The organism is Burkholderia sp. AU33423 (genome assembly GCF_002223135.1).
GTDB classification, from domain to species: domain Bacteria; phylum Pseudomonadota; class Gammaproteobacteria; order Burkholderiales; family Burkholderiaceae; genus Burkholderia; species Burkholderia lata_D.
Genome location: NZ_NKFH01000009.1, coordinates 228,647 through 244,434 on the forward strand (window position 1 = coordinate 228,647; position 15,788 = coordinate 244,434).

16 protein-coding genes are annotated in these 15,788 nt (G+C 66.9%); 8 read left to right on the top strand and 8 right to left on the bottom strand.

Annotation, left to right across the window (positions count from 1 at the left end; translation table 11 throughout):
- Positions 1 to 32 precede the first annotated feature (32 nt).
- Complete coding sequence (locus CFB50_RS34205) at positions 33 to 950, bottom strand: acetoacetate decarboxylase (RefSeq protein ID WP_089448865.1); 918 nt, start codon at positions 948 to 950, stop codon at positions 33 to 35.
- Between the two features lie 176 nt (positions 951 to 1,126).
- Entirely contained in the window at positions 1,127 to 1,576 is a 450-nt protein-coding gene (locus tag CFB50_RS34210; RefSeq protein ID WP_089448866.1) for a MerR family transcriptional regulator, read from the bottom strand.
- 168 nt (positions 1,577 to 1,744) lie between these two features.
- Between CFB50_RS34210 and CFB50_RS34215 the strand changes: the two genes are divergently transcribed.
- Complete coding sequence (locus CFB50_RS34215; protein ID WP_089448867.1) at positions 1,745 to 2,575, top strand: alpha/beta fold hydrolase; 831 nt, start codon at positions 1,745 to 1,747, stop codon at positions 2,573 to 2,575.
- 72 nt (positions 2,576 to 2,647) lie between these two features.
- Here CFB50_RS34215 and CFB50_RS34220 read toward each other — a convergent pair whose 3' ends face one another.
- The gene (locus CFB50_RS34220; RefSeq protein WP_089448868.1) at positions 2,648 to 3,310 is read right to left on the bottom strand and encodes a glutathione S-transferase family protein; all 663 of its coding nucleotides are present in this window, start codon (positions 3,308 to 3,310) and stop codon (positions 2,648 to 2,650) included.
- 123 nt (positions 3,311 to 3,433) lie between these two features.
- Between CFB50_RS34220 and CFB50_RS34225 the strand changes: the two genes are divergently transcribed.
- Positions 3,434 to 4,414 carry a helix-turn-helix transcriptional regulator gene (locus CFB50_RS34225; RefSeq protein WP_089448869.1) on the top strand — a complete coding sequence of 327 codons (981 nt, stop codon included), beginning with the start codon at positions 3,434 to 3,436 and terminating at the stop codon, positions 4,412 to 4,414.
- 204 nt (positions 4,415 to 4,618) lie between these two features.
- On the opposite strand, the gene CFB50_RS34230 is transcribed toward CFB50_RS34225, so the two are convergent.
- Positions 4,619 to 5,263: an HD domain-containing protein gene (locus tag CFB50_RS34230; protein WP_089448870.1), complete on the bottom strand. Its 645-nt coding sequence runs from the start codon at positions 5,261 to 5,263 to the stop codon at positions 4,619 to 4,621.
- Between the two features lie 168 nt (positions 5,264 to 5,431).
- Here CFB50_RS34230 and CFB50_RS34235 point away from each other — a divergent pair, with 168 nt between their 5' ends.
- Positions 5,432 to 5,839 carry a DUF3224 domain-containing protein gene (locus CFB50_RS34235; RefSeq protein WP_089448871.1) on the top strand — a complete coding sequence of 136 codons (408 nt, stop codon included), beginning with the start codon at positions 5,432 to 5,434 and terminating at the stop codon, positions 5,837 to 5,839.
- Positions 5,840 to 5,864: 25 nt separating this feature from the next.
- On the opposite strand, the gene CFB50_RS39250 is transcribed toward CFB50_RS34235, so the two are convergent.
- Together CFB50_RS39250 and CFB50_RS34240 are read right to left on the bottom strand one after the other, a co-directional pair.
- On the bottom strand, positions 5,865 to 6,050 hold the full coding sequence (locus tag CFB50_RS39250) for a hypothetical protein (RefSeq protein WP_144020740.1): 186 nt from the start codon (positions 6,048 to 6,050) through the stop codon (positions 5,865 to 5,867).
- Positions 6,041 to 7,279, bottom strand: a complete 1,239-nt coding sequence (locus tag CFB50_RS34240; RefSeq protein ID WP_089448872.1) for an SfnB family sulfur acquisition oxidoreductase — start codon at positions 7,277 to 7,279, stop codon at positions 6,041 to 6,043. The genes CFB50_RS39250 and CFB50_RS34240 overlap by 10 nt, the downstream gene beginning before the upstream one ends.
- Positions 7,280 to 7,571: 292 nt before the next feature.
- On the opposite strand from CFB50_RS34240, the gene CFB50_RS34250 reads away from it, so the two are divergent.
- Positions 7,572 to 8,849: an acyl-CoA dehydrogenase family protein gene (locus CFB50_RS34250; RefSeq protein WP_089448874.1), complete on the top strand. Its 1,278-nt coding sequence runs from the start codon at positions 7,572 to 7,574 to the stop codon at positions 8,847 to 8,849.
- Positions 8,846 to 10,246 carry an LLM class flavin-dependent oxidoreductase gene (locus tag CFB50_RS34255; protein ID WP_089448875.1) on the top strand — a complete coding sequence of 467 codons (1,401 nt, stop codon included), beginning with the start codon at positions 8,846 to 8,848 and terminating at the stop codon, positions 10,244 to 10,246. Before CFB50_RS34250 ends, CFB50_RS34255 begins: the two co-directional genes overlap by 4 nt.
- A 271-nt stretch (positions 10,247 to 10,517) precedes the next feature.
- On the opposite strand, the gene CFB50_RS34260 is transcribed toward CFB50_RS34255, so the two are convergent.
- The gene (locus CFB50_RS34260) at positions 10,518 to 11,945 is read right to left on the bottom strand and encodes an MFS transporter (protein WP_089448876.1); all 1,428 of its coding nucleotides are present in this window, start codon (positions 11,943 to 11,945) and stop codon (positions 10,518 to 10,520) included.
- 358 nt (positions 11,946 to 12,303) lie between these two features.
- On the opposite strand from CFB50_RS34260, the gene CFB50_RS34265 reads away from it, so the two are divergent.
- The 3 genes from CFB50_RS34265 to CFB50_RS34275 are packed head-to-tail and all read left to right on the top strand — an operon-like array spanning position 12,304 to position 14,980.
- Positions 12,304 to 13,296 (top strand): aliphatic sulfonate ABC transporter substrate-binding protein, encoded by a 993-nt coding sequence (locus CFB50_RS34265; RefSeq protein WP_089448877.1) that lies wholly within the window; start codon positions 12,304 to 12,306, stop codon positions 13,294 to 13,296.
- 11 nt (positions 13,297 to 13,307) lie between these two features.
- Complete coding sequence (locus CFB50_RS34270) at positions 13,308 to 14,162, top strand: ABC transporter permease (protein WP_179254270.1); 855 nt, start codon at positions 13,308 to 13,310, stop codon at positions 14,160 to 14,162.
- Positions 14,159 to 14,980: an ABC transporter ATP-binding protein gene (locus CFB50_RS34275; protein ID WP_089448878.1), complete on the top strand. Its 822-nt coding sequence runs from the start codon at positions 14,159 to 14,161 to the stop codon at positions 14,978 to 14,980. Before CFB50_RS34270 ends, CFB50_RS34275 begins: the two co-directional genes overlap by 4 nt.
- 196 nt (positions 14,981 to 15,176) lie before the next feature.
- Here CFB50_RS34275 and CFB50_RS34280 read toward each other — a convergent pair whose 3' ends face one another.
- Complete coding sequence (locus CFB50_RS34280; protein WP_089448879.1) at positions 15,177 to 15,707, bottom strand: OsmC family protein; 531 nt, start codon at positions 15,705 to 15,707, stop codon at positions 15,177 to 15,179.
- Positions 15,708 to 15,788 lie beyond the last annotated feature (81 nt).

Here is a 15,788-nt window from a genome sequence, read left to right on the forward strand (position 1 = left end):
TCGGCGCGGGCGTGCCGCGAAGTGGCGTGACGTCAACGTGGCTTTCCGGGTTCATCGAAGCCCTTCAACGGGGTCGGCAGGTTCAGCACCAGCTGCGCGTCCTTCACCACGTCGAGACGCAGGATGGTGGCCGCGCCCAGCCCGTCGAGCAGCTGGCTCAGCGGGCCGCCGTGCCGCACGAGCTCGACGTTGCGCGGCAGCAGGCGCTGGGCGAACGATAGCGCATTCGTCTGCACGAATGTCTGGTGCCACTCGCCGTCGATGCGGTTGATCATCGTCGACGTGCCCATGTGCGACTGCGACGCGACGTGGGTCAGCTCGGGCATCGGCACGCTCAGGCTCAGGTCCGGCCGGCCGCCCGGGCCGGCAATGCGGGCGCTGGCGGTGGCGCCGAGGTTCACGTCGATATCGGCGAGCCACTTGGGCAGCTGATAGCCGTGCACGCCGCGCACCCGCGCGATTTCCGTGGTGACCGGCAGCGCCAGCACGTGCGCGAAGAAGCTCCGGCGCCGCATCGAGTCGATCAGCTCGAGCGCATGCGACCCGGTCGCGCCGGGCCGCCGGATCACCACCGCGACCGACACTTCGTCATACGGATCGTTGTCGCACACCGAATACGAGAAGAAAGTCAGCGCGACCAGCCCGTATCCCGGGAGCGCGCGCAGCGGCTCGAGCGGCACCGGCAGCGTGGTCCGCAGGCGTTCGAGCGGCGCAAGGAACAGCAGCTGAATGCTGCTGGAACGGTAGTAGAAATTCGGCGCCCAGGTCGGGCCGACCCGCGACGCGACCTGACGCTTCGGAATCCGACGGAAAAAGTCGATGTTCCCCGCCGCGGGATCGCGCGCCACCTCGTCGAGGTCGGGGTTCATCCGGAACCGGTCGTAGTACCCGCCTTCGGGCACGTCGACCCGGTGTGGACCGAATTCGACCTGTGTCAACCGCCTGTCCATGTTCGTTGCCTCCCGTCGATGATCGACCGTGGCAGGCAACACCCGATGCCCGCTGACTCACTGCCGTCAGCAAGCACTCTAAGATTTAAGTCAACTTTAAGGTCAAGGCCCCGAGTAGAGGGGCGCGTCGGATTGCGTCCGGGCAACCGGCAGGCGCTCGCCGCACCGGCGCCGGATCATTTGGCGGTCGTGCGACGGCCCTTGCCGGGTGTCAACACCTCGCCCGGACTGCGCAACCGGTCCATCACCCAGCGCGTGCGCTCCGAGCAGTTCAGTTCGGTCGGCCGGTTCTTGATGCTGTCGATCGCGACGCGCAGTTGCGCCTTGTTCTCCTTGAGGCGCTTCTGCATCGCGTCGATCTCGGCGACTTTCCGTTCGAGCGCCTCCACCAGCCCGTCATGCTGCCAGTTGCCGGCTTTCAGCGGCAGCAGATGGCGGATCTGCTCCAGCGAGAATCCGGCGCTCTGCGCGCCGGCGATGATCTCGAGCATCCACACCGCGTCGTCGCCGTAGTCGCGATAACCATTCGCGCCGCGCTCGACGGCCGTGAGCAGCCCTTCAGCCTCGTAGAAACGGATCCGCGAGGCCGTCAGGCCACTGAGCTTCGCGAGCTCCCCGATTCTCATACCTGCCTCTCCAGCGTGTTGACATTAAACCTAACTTTAAACCTAGAGTGAGCGCATCGCCAATGCAGGCGGGCACCGGATGCCGCGTCATACACCGCGCCGGCCTGGCGACCCTCGCGAACGGCAAGACCGTCACGGATCGATATCGCCCACCGAACAGGAGCAGACATGGGATACGTCACAACGAAGGATGGCGTCGACATCTTCTACAAGGACTGGGGGCCGCGCGACGCCCAGGTCATCTTCTTTCATCATGGCTGGCCGCTCAGCGCCGACGACTGGGATGCGCAGATGCTCTTCTTCCTCGCCCAGGGCTATCGCGTGATCGCGCACGACCGTCGCGGCCACGGGCGCTCCAGCCAGGTGTGGGACGGTCATGACATGGATCACTACGCGGACGACGTCGCCGCGGTCGTGAATCACCTCGGCGTGCAAGGCGCCGTTCATGTCGGCCATTCGACCGGCGGCGGCGAGGTGATCCACTACGTCGCCCGCCACGGCGAAGACCGCGTCGCCAAGGCCGTGCTGATCAGCGCCGTTCCGCCGCTGATGGTCAAGACGGACAGCAATCCGGGCGGCCTGCCGAAAGCGGTGTTCGACAACCTCCAGGCGCAACTCGCAGCGAACCGCGCGCAGTTCTACTACGACGTGCCGGCCGGCCCGTTCTACGGCTACAACCGCGACGGCGCGAAGCCGTCGCAAGGCGTCATCTGGAACTGGTGGCGGCAGGGCATGATGGGCAGCGCAAAGGCCCACTACGACGGCATCGTCGCGTTCTCGCAGACCGACTTCACCGAAGACCTGAAAAGCACCACGATTCCCGTTCTCGTGATGCATGGCGACGACGACCAGATCGTCCCGTATGCGGATTCCGGGCTCCTGTCGGCGAAGCTGGCGAGGAACAGCACGCTGAAGACGTATGCCGGCTTCCCGCATGGCATGCCCACGTCCAACGCCGAGACGATCAACGCCGATCTGCTCGCGTTCATCCGCGGCTGAACACCGACGCGCCACTGCGGCCTTCAGCTGCCATCGCGGCTGAAGGCCGTCTCCTGCCACGCTCGAACGCAGCTAGTCGATCCCGCGAAGAAAGTCGGGAACCGCTTCACCGATCGAGGCAAGATAGCCGGCCATCGCACCGGCGACCTTGCGCACGGCGGGGCGTGCCGTCATCCGCTCACGCCACGCGAGCAGGCGGGGCGTCTCGTCCGTCATTGGTGCGCCCTTGCGCGCGCCGAACAACTGCGCCATGTAGAACGCGATGTCGGCATAGGAATACGTGTCGGCCAGAAACGCGCGATCCGCCAGCACGTGCTCCATGCGCCGATAGTATTCGGCCGCCGCGGCGCGCGCAGCCTGTGCCGCCGGATCGTCCGGTGTCTCCTCCAGACCCATCAGCCGGACGACGTGCGGAAAATAGATTTCGTCGCTGCAGTGCTCGAGCTGACGCGCGATCGCGCGCGCCGCCGAATGGGCCGGCCATAGTGCGGGATCGGGCCGCAGATCCTCGAGATACTCGAAGATCTGCGTGGAATCGAAAAGCTCAAGATCGCCGTCGATCAGCACCGGCACCTGCCGCTTCGGGTTGATGCGCAGCACGTCCGGATGCTTGGGATCGTAGCCGCGACGCTGGCTGAACGGCACCATCACCAACTCGAAGTCGATGCCCTTCTCGTGCGCCGCGATCTCGACCTTCGCCCCGAACATGCTCAGTGGCCCGGAAATGATCTTCATCGTTTGATCCCTCGTGATGTCATGCTGCGTCACCCGAGTCGATGAAACGGATCGGGAATGCGCGAAAGCATAAGTCGGATAACATGACACCTCATGTCAGGTATTTGAGGGAACGTATCGCTCATGAAGGCGAGCCGCCTGTTGTCGATCATGATGATGCTGCAGGCGCGCGGCCGGATGACCGCACCGGCGCTCGCCGCAGCGCTGGAAGTATCCGAGCGCACGATCCTGCGCGACATCGACCAGCTCTCCACGGCCGGCGTGCCGATCTGGGGCGACCGCGGCCGCAACGGCGGCTTTCAGTTGAGCGACGGCTGGCGTACCGATCTCACCGGGCTCACCGAGCACGAAGCGCACGCGCTGATTCTGGCGGGCTTGCCCGGGCCGGCGAGAGAACTGGGCCTCGACGGCATGGCGACTTCCGCGCGGCTGAAGATGATCGCCAGCCTGCCGCCCGGCTCGCGCGAACACGCCGATCGCGTCGCCAGCCGGCTGCACGTCGACACCGTCGACTGGTACCGCGCGCAGGAAACGCCGGCATTCCTGCGTGAAGTGGCCGAAGCGGTCTGGGGTTCGTACCGTATCGACGTGAAGTATCAGAGCTGGCGCGGCGTGTCCCGCCGCGCACTCGAGCCGCTCGGCCTCGTGCTCAAGGGCGGCGCGTGGTACCTGGTTGCCAAGGTGGTCGGCAAGCCCGGCGCACTCACGTTCCGGCTCGCGAATATCCTCGAACTCGATGCATCGCGCCGCCGCTTCAAGCGTCCTGCGCGATTCGACCTCGCGACGCACTGGCGCGACGCGATGAGCCGGGTCGAAGCCGACCTCGATCGGCTGACCGCCCATATCGCCGTGTCGCCGCGCGGCGAAACCTGGCTGGCCAACGCGCGGATCAAGGCCGCGCCTGTCGCGCCCGAAGCAGGCACCACGGAGGTGCCGCCGGGATGGAAAGCGTTCCTGATGCCGATCGAATCGATCGAGCACGGCGCGCGGAAACTGCTGGGGTTCGGCGCACACGTGAAGATCCTCGGGCCGCAGGCGCTCAAGGATCAATTCATCGACGAGCTGGCGCAGGTGAAGGCGCTTTATCAGATCGGTGACGATTGACGCATCGCCTTGCGCACCGACGTGGTCACGACGATTCGAAACCATGGAACCGTTGAGTCTTCATCAAGTTTGAAGCCGCGCGGTTCAATGCAACGGAGGTTTCGCGGGCAGAGCCGGATGATCGGCTCGCGTCGACGCGACCATCATCCGCATCGAGCCGTGCGCGTCAGACGACGTCGGCATCTGAAGGCCACATCGGCACACTCAGATCTCGTCGGAAAACTCGTCGAGAAAGCGCTGCAATCGATCACGGCGGATGATCGCCAGACGCGTACCGGTGACGGTCTGAAAACCAGTTGAAAGCCTCAGCAGTTTCGTGCGGAAGTGATCGATCGCGAATCGCGTGTCGTCGAGTTCCCGTGCCGATGCATGCGGACCGGCCGGGTCATACAACGCGCTGCCCAGCCGGCCCGCGACATAAAAACACCGTGCGACGCCCACCATGCCGATCGCATCGAGCCGGTCGGCATCCTGCAGCACCTTGGCTTCAATCGTCTTCGGCGCGACACAGGCCGAAAAACTGTGCGCCTCGACCGCGTGCGCAACCGCGTCGATCTTCGCATCCGGCCAGTCCAGCGACTTCAGCACCTGCCGTGCCTTTTCGGCCGACAGCCGCGACGCCTGCGCGCGAAGCGGGGAATCTTTCTCCACCGCCACGCAGTCGTGCAGCAGTGTCGCCGCAAACAGCACCTCTGCGTCGCCACCCTCCTTCGCGTGGATAGCAGCCGCGTTCTTCCACACGCGTTGCAGATGCGACGTGTCGTGCGAGCCGTCGCCATTGGCATCACGCCAGTACGCCAGCAAGGTGTTGCCCAGATCCTGAAACGGTGCGAACGCAGGGAGAGTCATCGGGGAAAGCGGTCGAGGTCGGGATGCCGATTATCGCCGCAAGCGACGCGCGGCATACGATCCGCCATCCGTTCCGCCCGTGATTCCGGCCTGTCATGCAAACCGTTACCTCCGGTGGAACCCCGTTGGCTTATAGTGCGGGTTGCCAATTCTACGAGGAGCGCTGCAATGACACTGCTGGCCACTGGTCCGTTTGAAGTGAAGCTGGATCCGGAATCCCTGAGTGCCGTCGCGGAACAGACCGGGCTCGGCCGCATGTCGCTGGACAAGCAGTATCACGGCGACCTGGAAGCCGTCAGCCAGGGAGAGATGCTCGCGTTTCGAAGCAGCGTCCAGGGCTCCGCCGGCTATGTGGCGATGGAAACCGTGCAAGGCGCGCTGGGCGGCCGCCACGGCAGTTTTGTCCTGCAGCACAGCTCCACCATGACGCGCGGGCAGCCGCAGCAGTCGATCACCGTCGTGCCCGATTCCGGCACGGGAGAATTGCTGGGGCTCGCCGGCTCGTTGATCATTACCATCGACAACGGACGGCATTCGTACCGCTTCGATTACACGCTGCCTGACACGCCTCGGTAAACCGACTCACGGGGATGCGACGGCTTCATCGCATCGCCGCGCCGGTGCAGTAAGCGCCCCGTGCAACATTCACCTGCCCGATACCCGGCAATTGCGCTTCGACGAAGGCAATGCCGGGTTCGCGCATGATCGTATGAATGCGTCCGACCGCGGCGACACGTTCAACCCTCGCCGAGCCATGACACCACGATCGCCACGCGTTCAATTCCACGCATGGCGCGCCGGCCGCACGCCGTTCAGGTAGTAGTTGCCGACGAGGTGATATTTCCACCGCACCGGATCGTGCAGCGTATGCGTGCGTGCATTGCGCCAGTGCCGGTCGAGGTTGTGCTCGGCCAGCGTCGACTGCGTGCCGGCCAGCTCGAACAGCTTCTCGCCCGCGAGCAGCGCGATTTCCGTCGTCAGCACCTTCGCCTCGCCCACCGCCACCGACGCGCGTGCGACATCGTCCTCGGTCACGTCGCCACGCGCCGCGATCTCGTCGAGCGTACGCGCCGCGCGCTCGAGCAGCGCCTCCGCCGCATGCAGCTGGATGTGCAGATGGCCGACCTCGCGAATCGTCAGCGGATCGTCGGCTGCCCGCTCGACGCCGCTGTCGACCCATGGCCGCGTGCGCGAGCGCACGAACGCCAGCGTATCGTCGAGCGCGGCCTTCGCGATGCCCGCGTCGATCGCGGCCTGGATGATCTGCGACAGCGGGCCGTTCAGCGTCGGCAGGTCCGACACGCGCTGCGCCGGCAGCACGTGCGACGCAGGCACGCGCACGTTGTCGAGCACGACGGTGCCGCTCGCGGTGGTCCGTTGCCCGAACCCCGACCAGTCGTCGATCACGGTCAGTCCCGGCGCGGGCTGGCGAATGTACGCGAGCCACGCGTGGCCCGTGTCGTCGAGGCCGAGCACCGGCACGTAATGCGCGAACAGCGCCCCGGTCGAATAGAACTTGGTGCCGTCGACGACGTAATCGTCGCCGTCCCGCCGCACGCGCGTCTTCAGGTCGAGCACGTGCTTCGTGCCCTTCTCCGAAAAGCCGTTGCCGAACCGCTTGCCGCTCAGCACTTCCGAGAACAGATGGCGCTTCTGCGCATCGGTGCCGGTCAGTGCGATCACGTCGACCAGCCCGAAATGATTCTGCGGCAACTGCCCGAGCGACGGATCGGCCGCCGCGACGATCTTCACCACCTCCGTCAGCGTCACGTACGACACGCCTGCGCCGCCGTATGCCTTCGGCACGGTGATGGCCCACAGCCCCGACTGCGAGAACCATTCGATCTCGTCGCGCGGCAGCCGGCGCTCCCGGTCGCGCTCGGCCGCCCCTTCCGCGAGCCGCTGCGCAAGTGCATGCGCGGCCGCGATGGCCTGCGCGTCGTCGGCGATCACGTGCGCCGCCTGCGGTTGCGTATCGGCGGGCCGTTCCTGGATCGTGGCGCTCGTCTCTGACATCGGGCTCTCCTGCTGATTGACGAAAACATTCAATCTAGCAGCGCCCCGCGCGCCGGCAAACCGAGCGATTCGCACAACGATATTCCTTCGCATGACAAACGATCCGGCACATCGCTCACGATAAACCGCGCGTCAGCGACGAAATCGACGCCCTGGCATCGACGCCACACCGCCTCGCTCGCGTAATGCCCGATGACGATAACGATGTACGAATCCGTTATTGGATCGTCGGAAGCGTGCTTCCTATACTGGCCTGCCGGCATCGACGGCCCTGCCTTTCAAGGATCACCGCATGACTTCGTCTCCCGCAGCAACCGAACTTTCCACCGGCACCGACTATGACGCGCTTGCCAGCCGCTTCAGGCCGATCTTCGAACGCATCGCGGCCGGCACCGCGGAACGCGAACGCCGCCGCGAGCTGCCGCACGAGGCGATCGGCTGGCTGAAGGCCGCCGGCTTCGGCGCCGTGCGGCTGCCGGTGCGCGACGGCGGCGCCGGTGCGTCGCTGCCGCAGCTGTTCCGGCTGCTGACCGAACTCGCTACCGCCGATTCCAATCTGCCGCAGGCATTGCGCGGGCACTTCGCGTTCGTCGAGGACTGGCTGAACGCGCCGCCCGGCGCCGATCGCCAGACGTGGTTCGACCGCTTCGCGAGCGGCCAGCTCGTCGGCAATGCGTGGACGGAAACCGGCGACGTGGCGCTTGGCCAGACCATCACGAAGGTGTCGGAAAAGCATGGCCGGCTTGTGCTGAACGGCCGGAAGTTCTACAGCACCGGCAGCCTGTTCGCCGACTGGATCGACGTGTTCGCGCAACGCGCGGACGACGGCAGCGACGTGATCGTCGCCGTCTCGACCGCGCAGCCCGGCGTGATCCGCGAAGACGACTGGGACGGCTTCGGCCAGACGACGACCGGCAGCGGCACCACGCGCTTCGAAGACGCGGCGGTCGACGCACGGGACGTGATCGACTTCGCGCGACGCTTCAAGTACCAGACGGCGTTCTACCAGCTCTTCCACGTCGCGACGCTGGCCGGCATCGGCCACGCGATCGTGCGCGACGCCGGCGACCTGGTGCGCCGCCGCACCCGCGTGTACAGCCACGGCAACGCCCCGCGCGCGGCCGACGACGCGCAGCTGCAGCAGGTGATCGGCGAGATCGCGTCGTGGGCCTATGCGGCCGACGCGCTCGCGCTGCGCGCCGCGCAGCCGCTGCAACGGGCCTACGAAGCGCACTTCGACGGCGATGAGGCGGCCGAGCACGATGCGAACGTCGCGGCCGAGATCGAATCCGCGCAAAGCCAGCTCGTCGTGTCGGACCTCGTATTGCGCGCGGCGACGCGTCTGTTCGACGCGCTCGGTGCGTCGGCGACCCGCAGCACGACGGCGCTCGATCGTCACTGGCGCAACGCGCGCACCGTGTCGTCGCACAACCCGCTCGTGTACAAGGCGCGGATCGTCGGCGACTGGGTCATCAACGGGCGCACGCCGCCGTTCGTCTGGCAGATCGGCAACGGCCCGGGTGCGAGTTCAAACACGAGCACGCATGCAGAGACAGGAGCCGCCCGATGAGCAAGACCATCCGCTTCAATGCCTTCGAGATGAACTGCGTCGGCCACCAGTCGCCCGGGCTGTGGGCCCATCCGCGCGACCGGTCGTGGCAATACAAGGACCTCGACTACTGGACCGACCTCGCCCGCGTGCTCGAACGCGGGATTTTCGACGCGATCTTCATCGCGGACGTGATCGGCTACTACGACGTCTACAAGGGCAGCAATTACCACGCGCTGCACCAGGCCGCGCAGATCCCGGTCAACGATCCGCTGCAGCTCGCCGCGCCGATCGCGATGGCGACCGAGCATCTCGGCATCGGCATCACCGCGTCGACGTCGTTCGAGCACCCGTACACGTTCGCGCGCCGGCTGTCGACCGCCGACCATCACACGAAGGGCCGGCTCGCGTGGAACATCGTCACGTCCTACCTCGAAAGCGGCGCGAAGAACGTCGGCGATCACGGCCTGCGCACGCACGACGACCGCTATGCGGTCGCGGCCGAATACGTCGAGGTGCTGTACAAGCTGTTCGAGGGCAGCTGGGAAGACGGCGCGGTCGTGCGCGATCGCGACGGCCGCGTGTTCACGCATCCGGAGAAGGTGCACGAGATCGGCCACAAGGGCCGCTTCTTCGACGTGCCCGGCTACCACCTGTGCGAGCCGTCGCCGCAGCGCACGCCGGTGCTGTTCCAGGCCGGCGCGTCCGGCCCCGGCAAGGCGTTCGCCGCGCAGCACGCGGAATGCGTGTTCGTCGCCGCGCCGACGCGCCCGCAGCTGGCGCGCTACGTGGCCGACGTGCGCGCGCAGGCCACGGCCGCCGGGCGCGACGCGAGCAAGGTCCTGATCTACAACCTCGTCACCGTGATCGTCGACGAAACCGACGAGAAGGCGCAGGCCAAGTTCGACGAATACCGCAAGTACGTGTCGTACGACGGGTCGCTGGTGTTCATGTCCGGCTGGACCGGCATCGATTTCGGCCAGTACGCGCCGAACGACCCCGTCCGGCGCGTCGAAACGAACGCGATCGTGTCGGCGGTCGAGCACCTCGCCGGCGGCGACACCGCGTGGACGATCGAGGAGCTGGCGGCCTGGGGCGGCATCGGTGGCCTGGGCCCGGTGTTCGTCGGCTCGGCCGCGACCGTCGCGGACATCCTGCAGGAATGGGTCGCCGCCACCGACGTGGACGGCTTCAACCTCGCGTATGCGGTGGCGCACGAAACCTTCGAGGATGTCGTGCGTCATCTCGTCCCCGAGCTGCAGCGGCGCGGCGTGTATCCGACCGGCTATGCGCCGGGCACGCTGCGCGAGAAACTGTTCGGCGGGTCGGCGCGGCTGCCGGACGAACATCCGGCCGCGCAGTATCGCGACATCGAGCAGGTCAAGCGCGATGCCGAACAGGTGGCTGCCTACGCGTGACGACCCTGCGTCGGCCGGTTGGCCCGCATGCGGGCCGGCCGGCTTCACGATGAGCCGCAACCGGTGCGTCGGGCCGCCGCTCGTCCGGCACGCCACCGCCTGATCTGCCGTCTCCCCTTACTCGATCGACACCCGGTGCAGCCCCGATGCGGGCGCTGCTTCCGCGCTCGTCCATCGAGCGGGCGAACCTTGTGGCTGCTGCGGCCACCAACGAAGACGCGCGCACCCGCCGTGCGCGCGTTTCCCCGACGACGAGCGACCTCGACCGCGTTCAAACAACGCCGTCGTCGTCGATATCACGCGCCGTCGGCTCATAACGCACGATCAGCAGGAACACGATCGGCGTGGCGGCGCTGATCGCGACGATCCAGAACATGTCCGTGCCGAGCCGCGCCTGCAGGATCGGCAGCACGAACAGCGCGAGCGCCTGGCCGATGCCGCACAGCGAACGCCCGAAGCCGACACCGGTGCCGCGGATCGCCGCCGGATACGACAGCGTCGGGTAGATCATCATCTGCGCGCCGGGCCCGAACCCTTCGGCGAACAGCCAGGTGCCGAGCATCAGCAGCACGAAGCCGATCGCGAGCGCGCCATGCGGATGCCCGGCCAGCGCAAGCGCCACGAGCGCGACGAACTGGAGCGCGAACCCCGCGATCGCGACATGACGCGACGCATGGCGATGGGCCAGGCGCATGCCCAGCAAGCCGCCGGTGAACGCAAACAGCACGTTCAGCGCCAGCGACGCCGCGATCGTTTCGAATACGCCCGCGCCGAGAAACTGCGACAGGATCGACGGCAGGAAGAACGCGATCGCCGTGTATTCGAACGGGATGCACAGGTTCATCACGCTGGCGACGATCGTGCGCCCCAGGTACGGCCGCTGGAACAGCACGCGAATGCGCACGGGCGGCTGGCTCGGCGCGCGCCGGGCGTCCTCTGCTTCGTGTGCATGAATCCCGTACGACTCGCGCAGAATCCGCGCGGCGTTGGCCAGGTCACCCTGGTTCGCGGCCCACAGCGGCGATTCATTCATGAACCGGTTCCTGAACAGAATGATGACGAGGGCCGGCACCGCGCCGAAGATCAGCGACGCGCGCCACAGCCATCCCGCATGCTCGGCGGGCAGTAGGAAATACAGCCCGAAGATCAGCAAGAAGCAGACCGACGACGCCACGTACCACATCGGGCACCACGCCGCGAGCCGTGACGCCTTGTTGCCGCGGCCGTTGAACTTCGAGAATTCCGCGAGAAACGCCATCGCGACGGGCAGGTCGATGCCGACACCGAGCCCCATCACGAAGCGCGCGCCGATCAGCACCCAGACGTTCGGCGCCAGCCCGGCCGCGATCGCCGCGACCACGAAGAACAGCATGTCGGCCATGAACACCTGATAGCGGCCGATCCTGTCGGTCAGCCATCCGCCGATCAGGCTGCCGAAGATCGTGCCGATCATGATCGCCGACCCGACCAGCCCGGTCAGCGCCGATGTCAGGCCGAACTCGCGCGCCACGTCGTCGATCCCGTAGGACAGCGTCGTCAGGTCGTACGCGTCGAGAAAGACGCCGCCAAGTGCCAGCAGCACGATCATCCGGGCATGGCTGACCGAGCTGTCCACCGTGTTGATCAGGCGCGCGACGTCGCTTGCCGAGCGAATGGGTGAGGATACCGGGGTGACGGCGTTCAGGTCGATCGAACTCATCGCATTCCTTAGTTTTCCGCCGGATGACCGGCGATGTCCGCATGGAGCCGGAAGTCGGGCGTATTTCGGGCGTATTGATTCGCGATCGACAGAGACCCTGTGCGGCCACGCGCCGCTCGACACGCGACGCCATCACGTTCCGGCAGCAGGCATTCTGTTCTCCGGTTCCGATTATCCCAAGCGATATAAATCGATAAATTAATCGGCCCGCGTCATTAAGTTTCTCGCCGTGCGCGCTTAGCAGCAGCGCGCATGTTCAATCGCGGATTTCTTCGTTCACGGACCGCCGATGCTTCGTTAAATTGGCTGGTCACCCTCCCTGTTCGCGGCACCTTGCCGCCCTTCCGGAGAATCCCCGATGAAGCTGTCCTGGTCCCGCGCGTGGCAATCCGCGGCCCTCGTCGTTGCCGCGTTCGCCGGTCTCGTCTCGGTGCACGCACGCGGCGCGACGCCCGCGGAGATCCGCGTCGACTATGCGTACTACTCACCGGAGAGCCTGGTGATTCGCCACTTCGGCTGGCTCGAAGACGAATTCAAGGCCGACCGCACGTCGATTCGCTGGGTGCTGAGCCTGGGCAGCAATCGTGCGCTCGAATACCTGAACAGCGGTGCGGTCGATTTCGGTTCCGCCGCGGGCCTCGCGTCGGTGCTCGCGCGCGCGAACGGCAACCCGATCCATACGGTCTACGTGTTCTCCCGCCCCGAGTGGACCGCGCTGGTGGTCCGCAAGGACTCGCCGATCCGCTCGCTCGCGGACCTGAAGGGCAAGAAAATCGCCGCGACGCGCGGCACCGATCCGTTCCTGTTCACGCTACGCGCGCTGCACACGGTCGGCCTGACCCGCGACGACGTCGAGATCGTCAACCTGCAGCATCCGGACGGGCGTACCGCCCTCGCGAACGGCCAGGTCGACGCGTGGGCCGGCCTCGATCCGCACATGGCCGCGGCGCAGCTCGACGACGGCGCGCGGCTGCTCTACCGCAATGTCGCGTTCAACACGTATGGTTTCCTGAACGTCCGCGACGCATTCGCCAGCCAGTACCCGCAGGCGGTCACGCGCGTACTGAAGGTCTACGATCGCGCGCGGCAGTGGATCGTCGCGCATCCGGCCGACACCGCGCAGATCGTCGCCGACGAATCGAAGGTATCGCTGCCGGTGGCGAAACTGCAGCTGCAGCGCAACGATTTCAGCGATCCCGTTCCGGGCGACACCCAGCGCGCGGCGCTGAAGGCGGCCGCCCCCGTGTTGACGGCAGAACAGCTGACCAAGCCCGGCGTCGATCCCGCGAAGATCGTCGATACGCTGATCGATCCGTCGTTCGCACGCCCGCTCGTCGACGCATCGCGCTGAGGCTGCCGCCCATGACCGACACCGCTGCCCGCGACGACACGCTCGCGCCCCGTCGCCCCGCTTCGCCACCCGCCAGCCGGCGCGATCCGCTTCGCCGGTGGAGGATCGCGGGCCTCGCGCTGCCGTTCGCGGCGCTCGCGTTGCTGGAGGTCGTCGTGCGGCAGGGCTGGCTGCCGAATCATCTCGTCCCGGCGCCGAGCGAGATTCTCGACACGCTCGCCCGCCTCGGCGTCACGCGCGTGGCGCGCCATGTCGGCGCGAGTACGCTGCGGGTCGCGGCGGGGTTTGCGGCGGGCGCCGGACTTGCGCTCGTGGTCGGCGCGGCGATGGGCCTGAGCCGCCGGATCGACGCGCTGTTCGAACCGACGTTCCAGGCGCTGCGCGCGATTCCGTCGCTCGCGTGGGTGCCGGTGTTGCTGCTGTGGCTCGGCATCGACGAAGCACCGAAGATCACGCTGATCGCCATTGGCGCCTTCTTCCCGGTCCACCTCGCGGTGGTCGCCGGCATTCGCGACGTCGACCGCAAGCTCGTCGAACTCGGCGCGGTGTACCGGCTCGGCCCGTTCGCGCTGTTCCGTCGCATCCTGCTGCCGGCCGCGCTGCCGCAGATCGTCACCGGCTTGCGCACCGGCCTCAGTCTCGCGTGGATGTTCATGGTCGCCGCGGAGCTGATCGCGGCCACGCGCGGGCTCGGCTTCCTGTTGAGCGACGGCCGCGAAACCGGGCGCCCCGATCTCGTGTTCGGGGCGATCCTGCTGCTGGCGTTGCTCGGCAAGCTGACCGACGGTGCGATGGCGCGCATCGAGTCGCACTGGCTCGGCTGGCGCGACGCATTCGACCACACGCCACGTAAAGGGTCGGCATGAGCACGCGTTCTTCTACACACACGGCGGCGCGCACCGCGACACCGCTGCTCGACGTGCGCATCACCCGCAAGCTTTACGGCGATCGCACGATCCTCGCCGACCTCCCGCTGCAGGTCGCGCGCGGCGAGATTGTCTGCGTGGTCGGCCCGAGCGGTTGCGGCAAGAGCACGCTGCTGCGGATCGTCGCCGGTCTCGATACGGATTTCCGCGGCAGCGTGAAACTCGGCGGCATCGCGCTCGACGGCCCGTCCCCGCGCGCCGGCGTGATCTTCCAGGAGCCGCGGCTGCTGCCGTGGCTGTCGATCGCGGACAACGTCGGCTTTGCGGCCGGCCCGCGCGGCGGGCGCGAGCCGGCCGTCACACGGCTGCTCGACGAAGTCGGCCTGGCCGGGGTCGCACGGCAACTGCCGGCCACGTTGTCGGGCGGGATGGCCCAGCGCGCGGCGATCGCGCGCGGGCTGTTCGGCGAGCCGGACCTGCTGCTGCTCGACGAGCCGTTCAGCGCGGTCGATGCGATCACCCGGATGCGGTTGCAGACGCTGCTGCTCGATGTCGTCGAGCGGCACCGGACGGCCGCGATCGTCGTCACGCACGATCTGGATGAAGCGCTGTATCTCGGCGATCGCGTACTGATGCTCGCGCCCAACCCCGGCCGCATCGACGACGAGATCCACGTCGAGGTTGCCCGGCCGCGCGATCGGCGCGACCCGGCGCTGGCCGTGCTGCGCGCGCGGCTGCTGGACGCATTCCAGCAGCTTCAGGATCGTGCCGACGAGACGAAGCGCCGAACGCGCGACCTTCAAGCCTCCGCAGCCTGACTTCGCGCCGGCCGATTCACGACCGGCGTCGCCCGGCCCCGATTCGGCACGCGCTCTGCACCGGAACGATGCATCCGTCATCGAATACCGGTGCGACAGGAATCGCAGTCGTATCGGAGCGCCGATAGGGTGCGCGAGGAATCGCGCGCCTGCTCACCTCTCAGCGAGGTGACATGCTGCAACCCACCGGCGCACTTCAACCGTGCGTATGCCGCAACTCGCCGTCGATCGTCTGCGGCAGTCGCAGCAGGTTGAAGATCGGGCACAAGGTCTCGACTGCCTGATGCAGTGCGCGAATCGTTTCCGGCGGTTCGGGCGAGACGATATCGAGCGTGTAGCGGAGGTTGTGCGGGAACACCGGCACATGCTCGAAACCCGGTTGCTGCGCGAGCGGATGCTGGTCGCCGGTCACTTCGACCTTGATCGAATCGATTTTCAGGCCGCGCTCCGCGGCCTGAATCAGCGTGATGTGCGTCAGGCAACTGCCCAGCACGCCGAGCTGCAGCTCCGGCGACGCCGGCCCGAGGTTGTAGCCCGCGAAATCGGGCGGGCTGTCGCTGATCACCTGGAAGTCGCGAATGCGGATCTCCCGCACGCCGCTGCGGCCCAGCGCGCGCACGGTCGCTTTCAGCGGGGTGGCCTTGAGTTCCGGATTGCTGCGGGCGGCTTCCTTTTTCGCGAGCCAGGCGTCGCGCTTTTGTTCGAGATAGTCGTTCAGTGTCGTCATGTCGGGCCGATACGGTCGCAATGACTGGCCACGCATACGGCGGCCAATCGAGGGGGATCTTCATGCTATTCCCATCCGCGA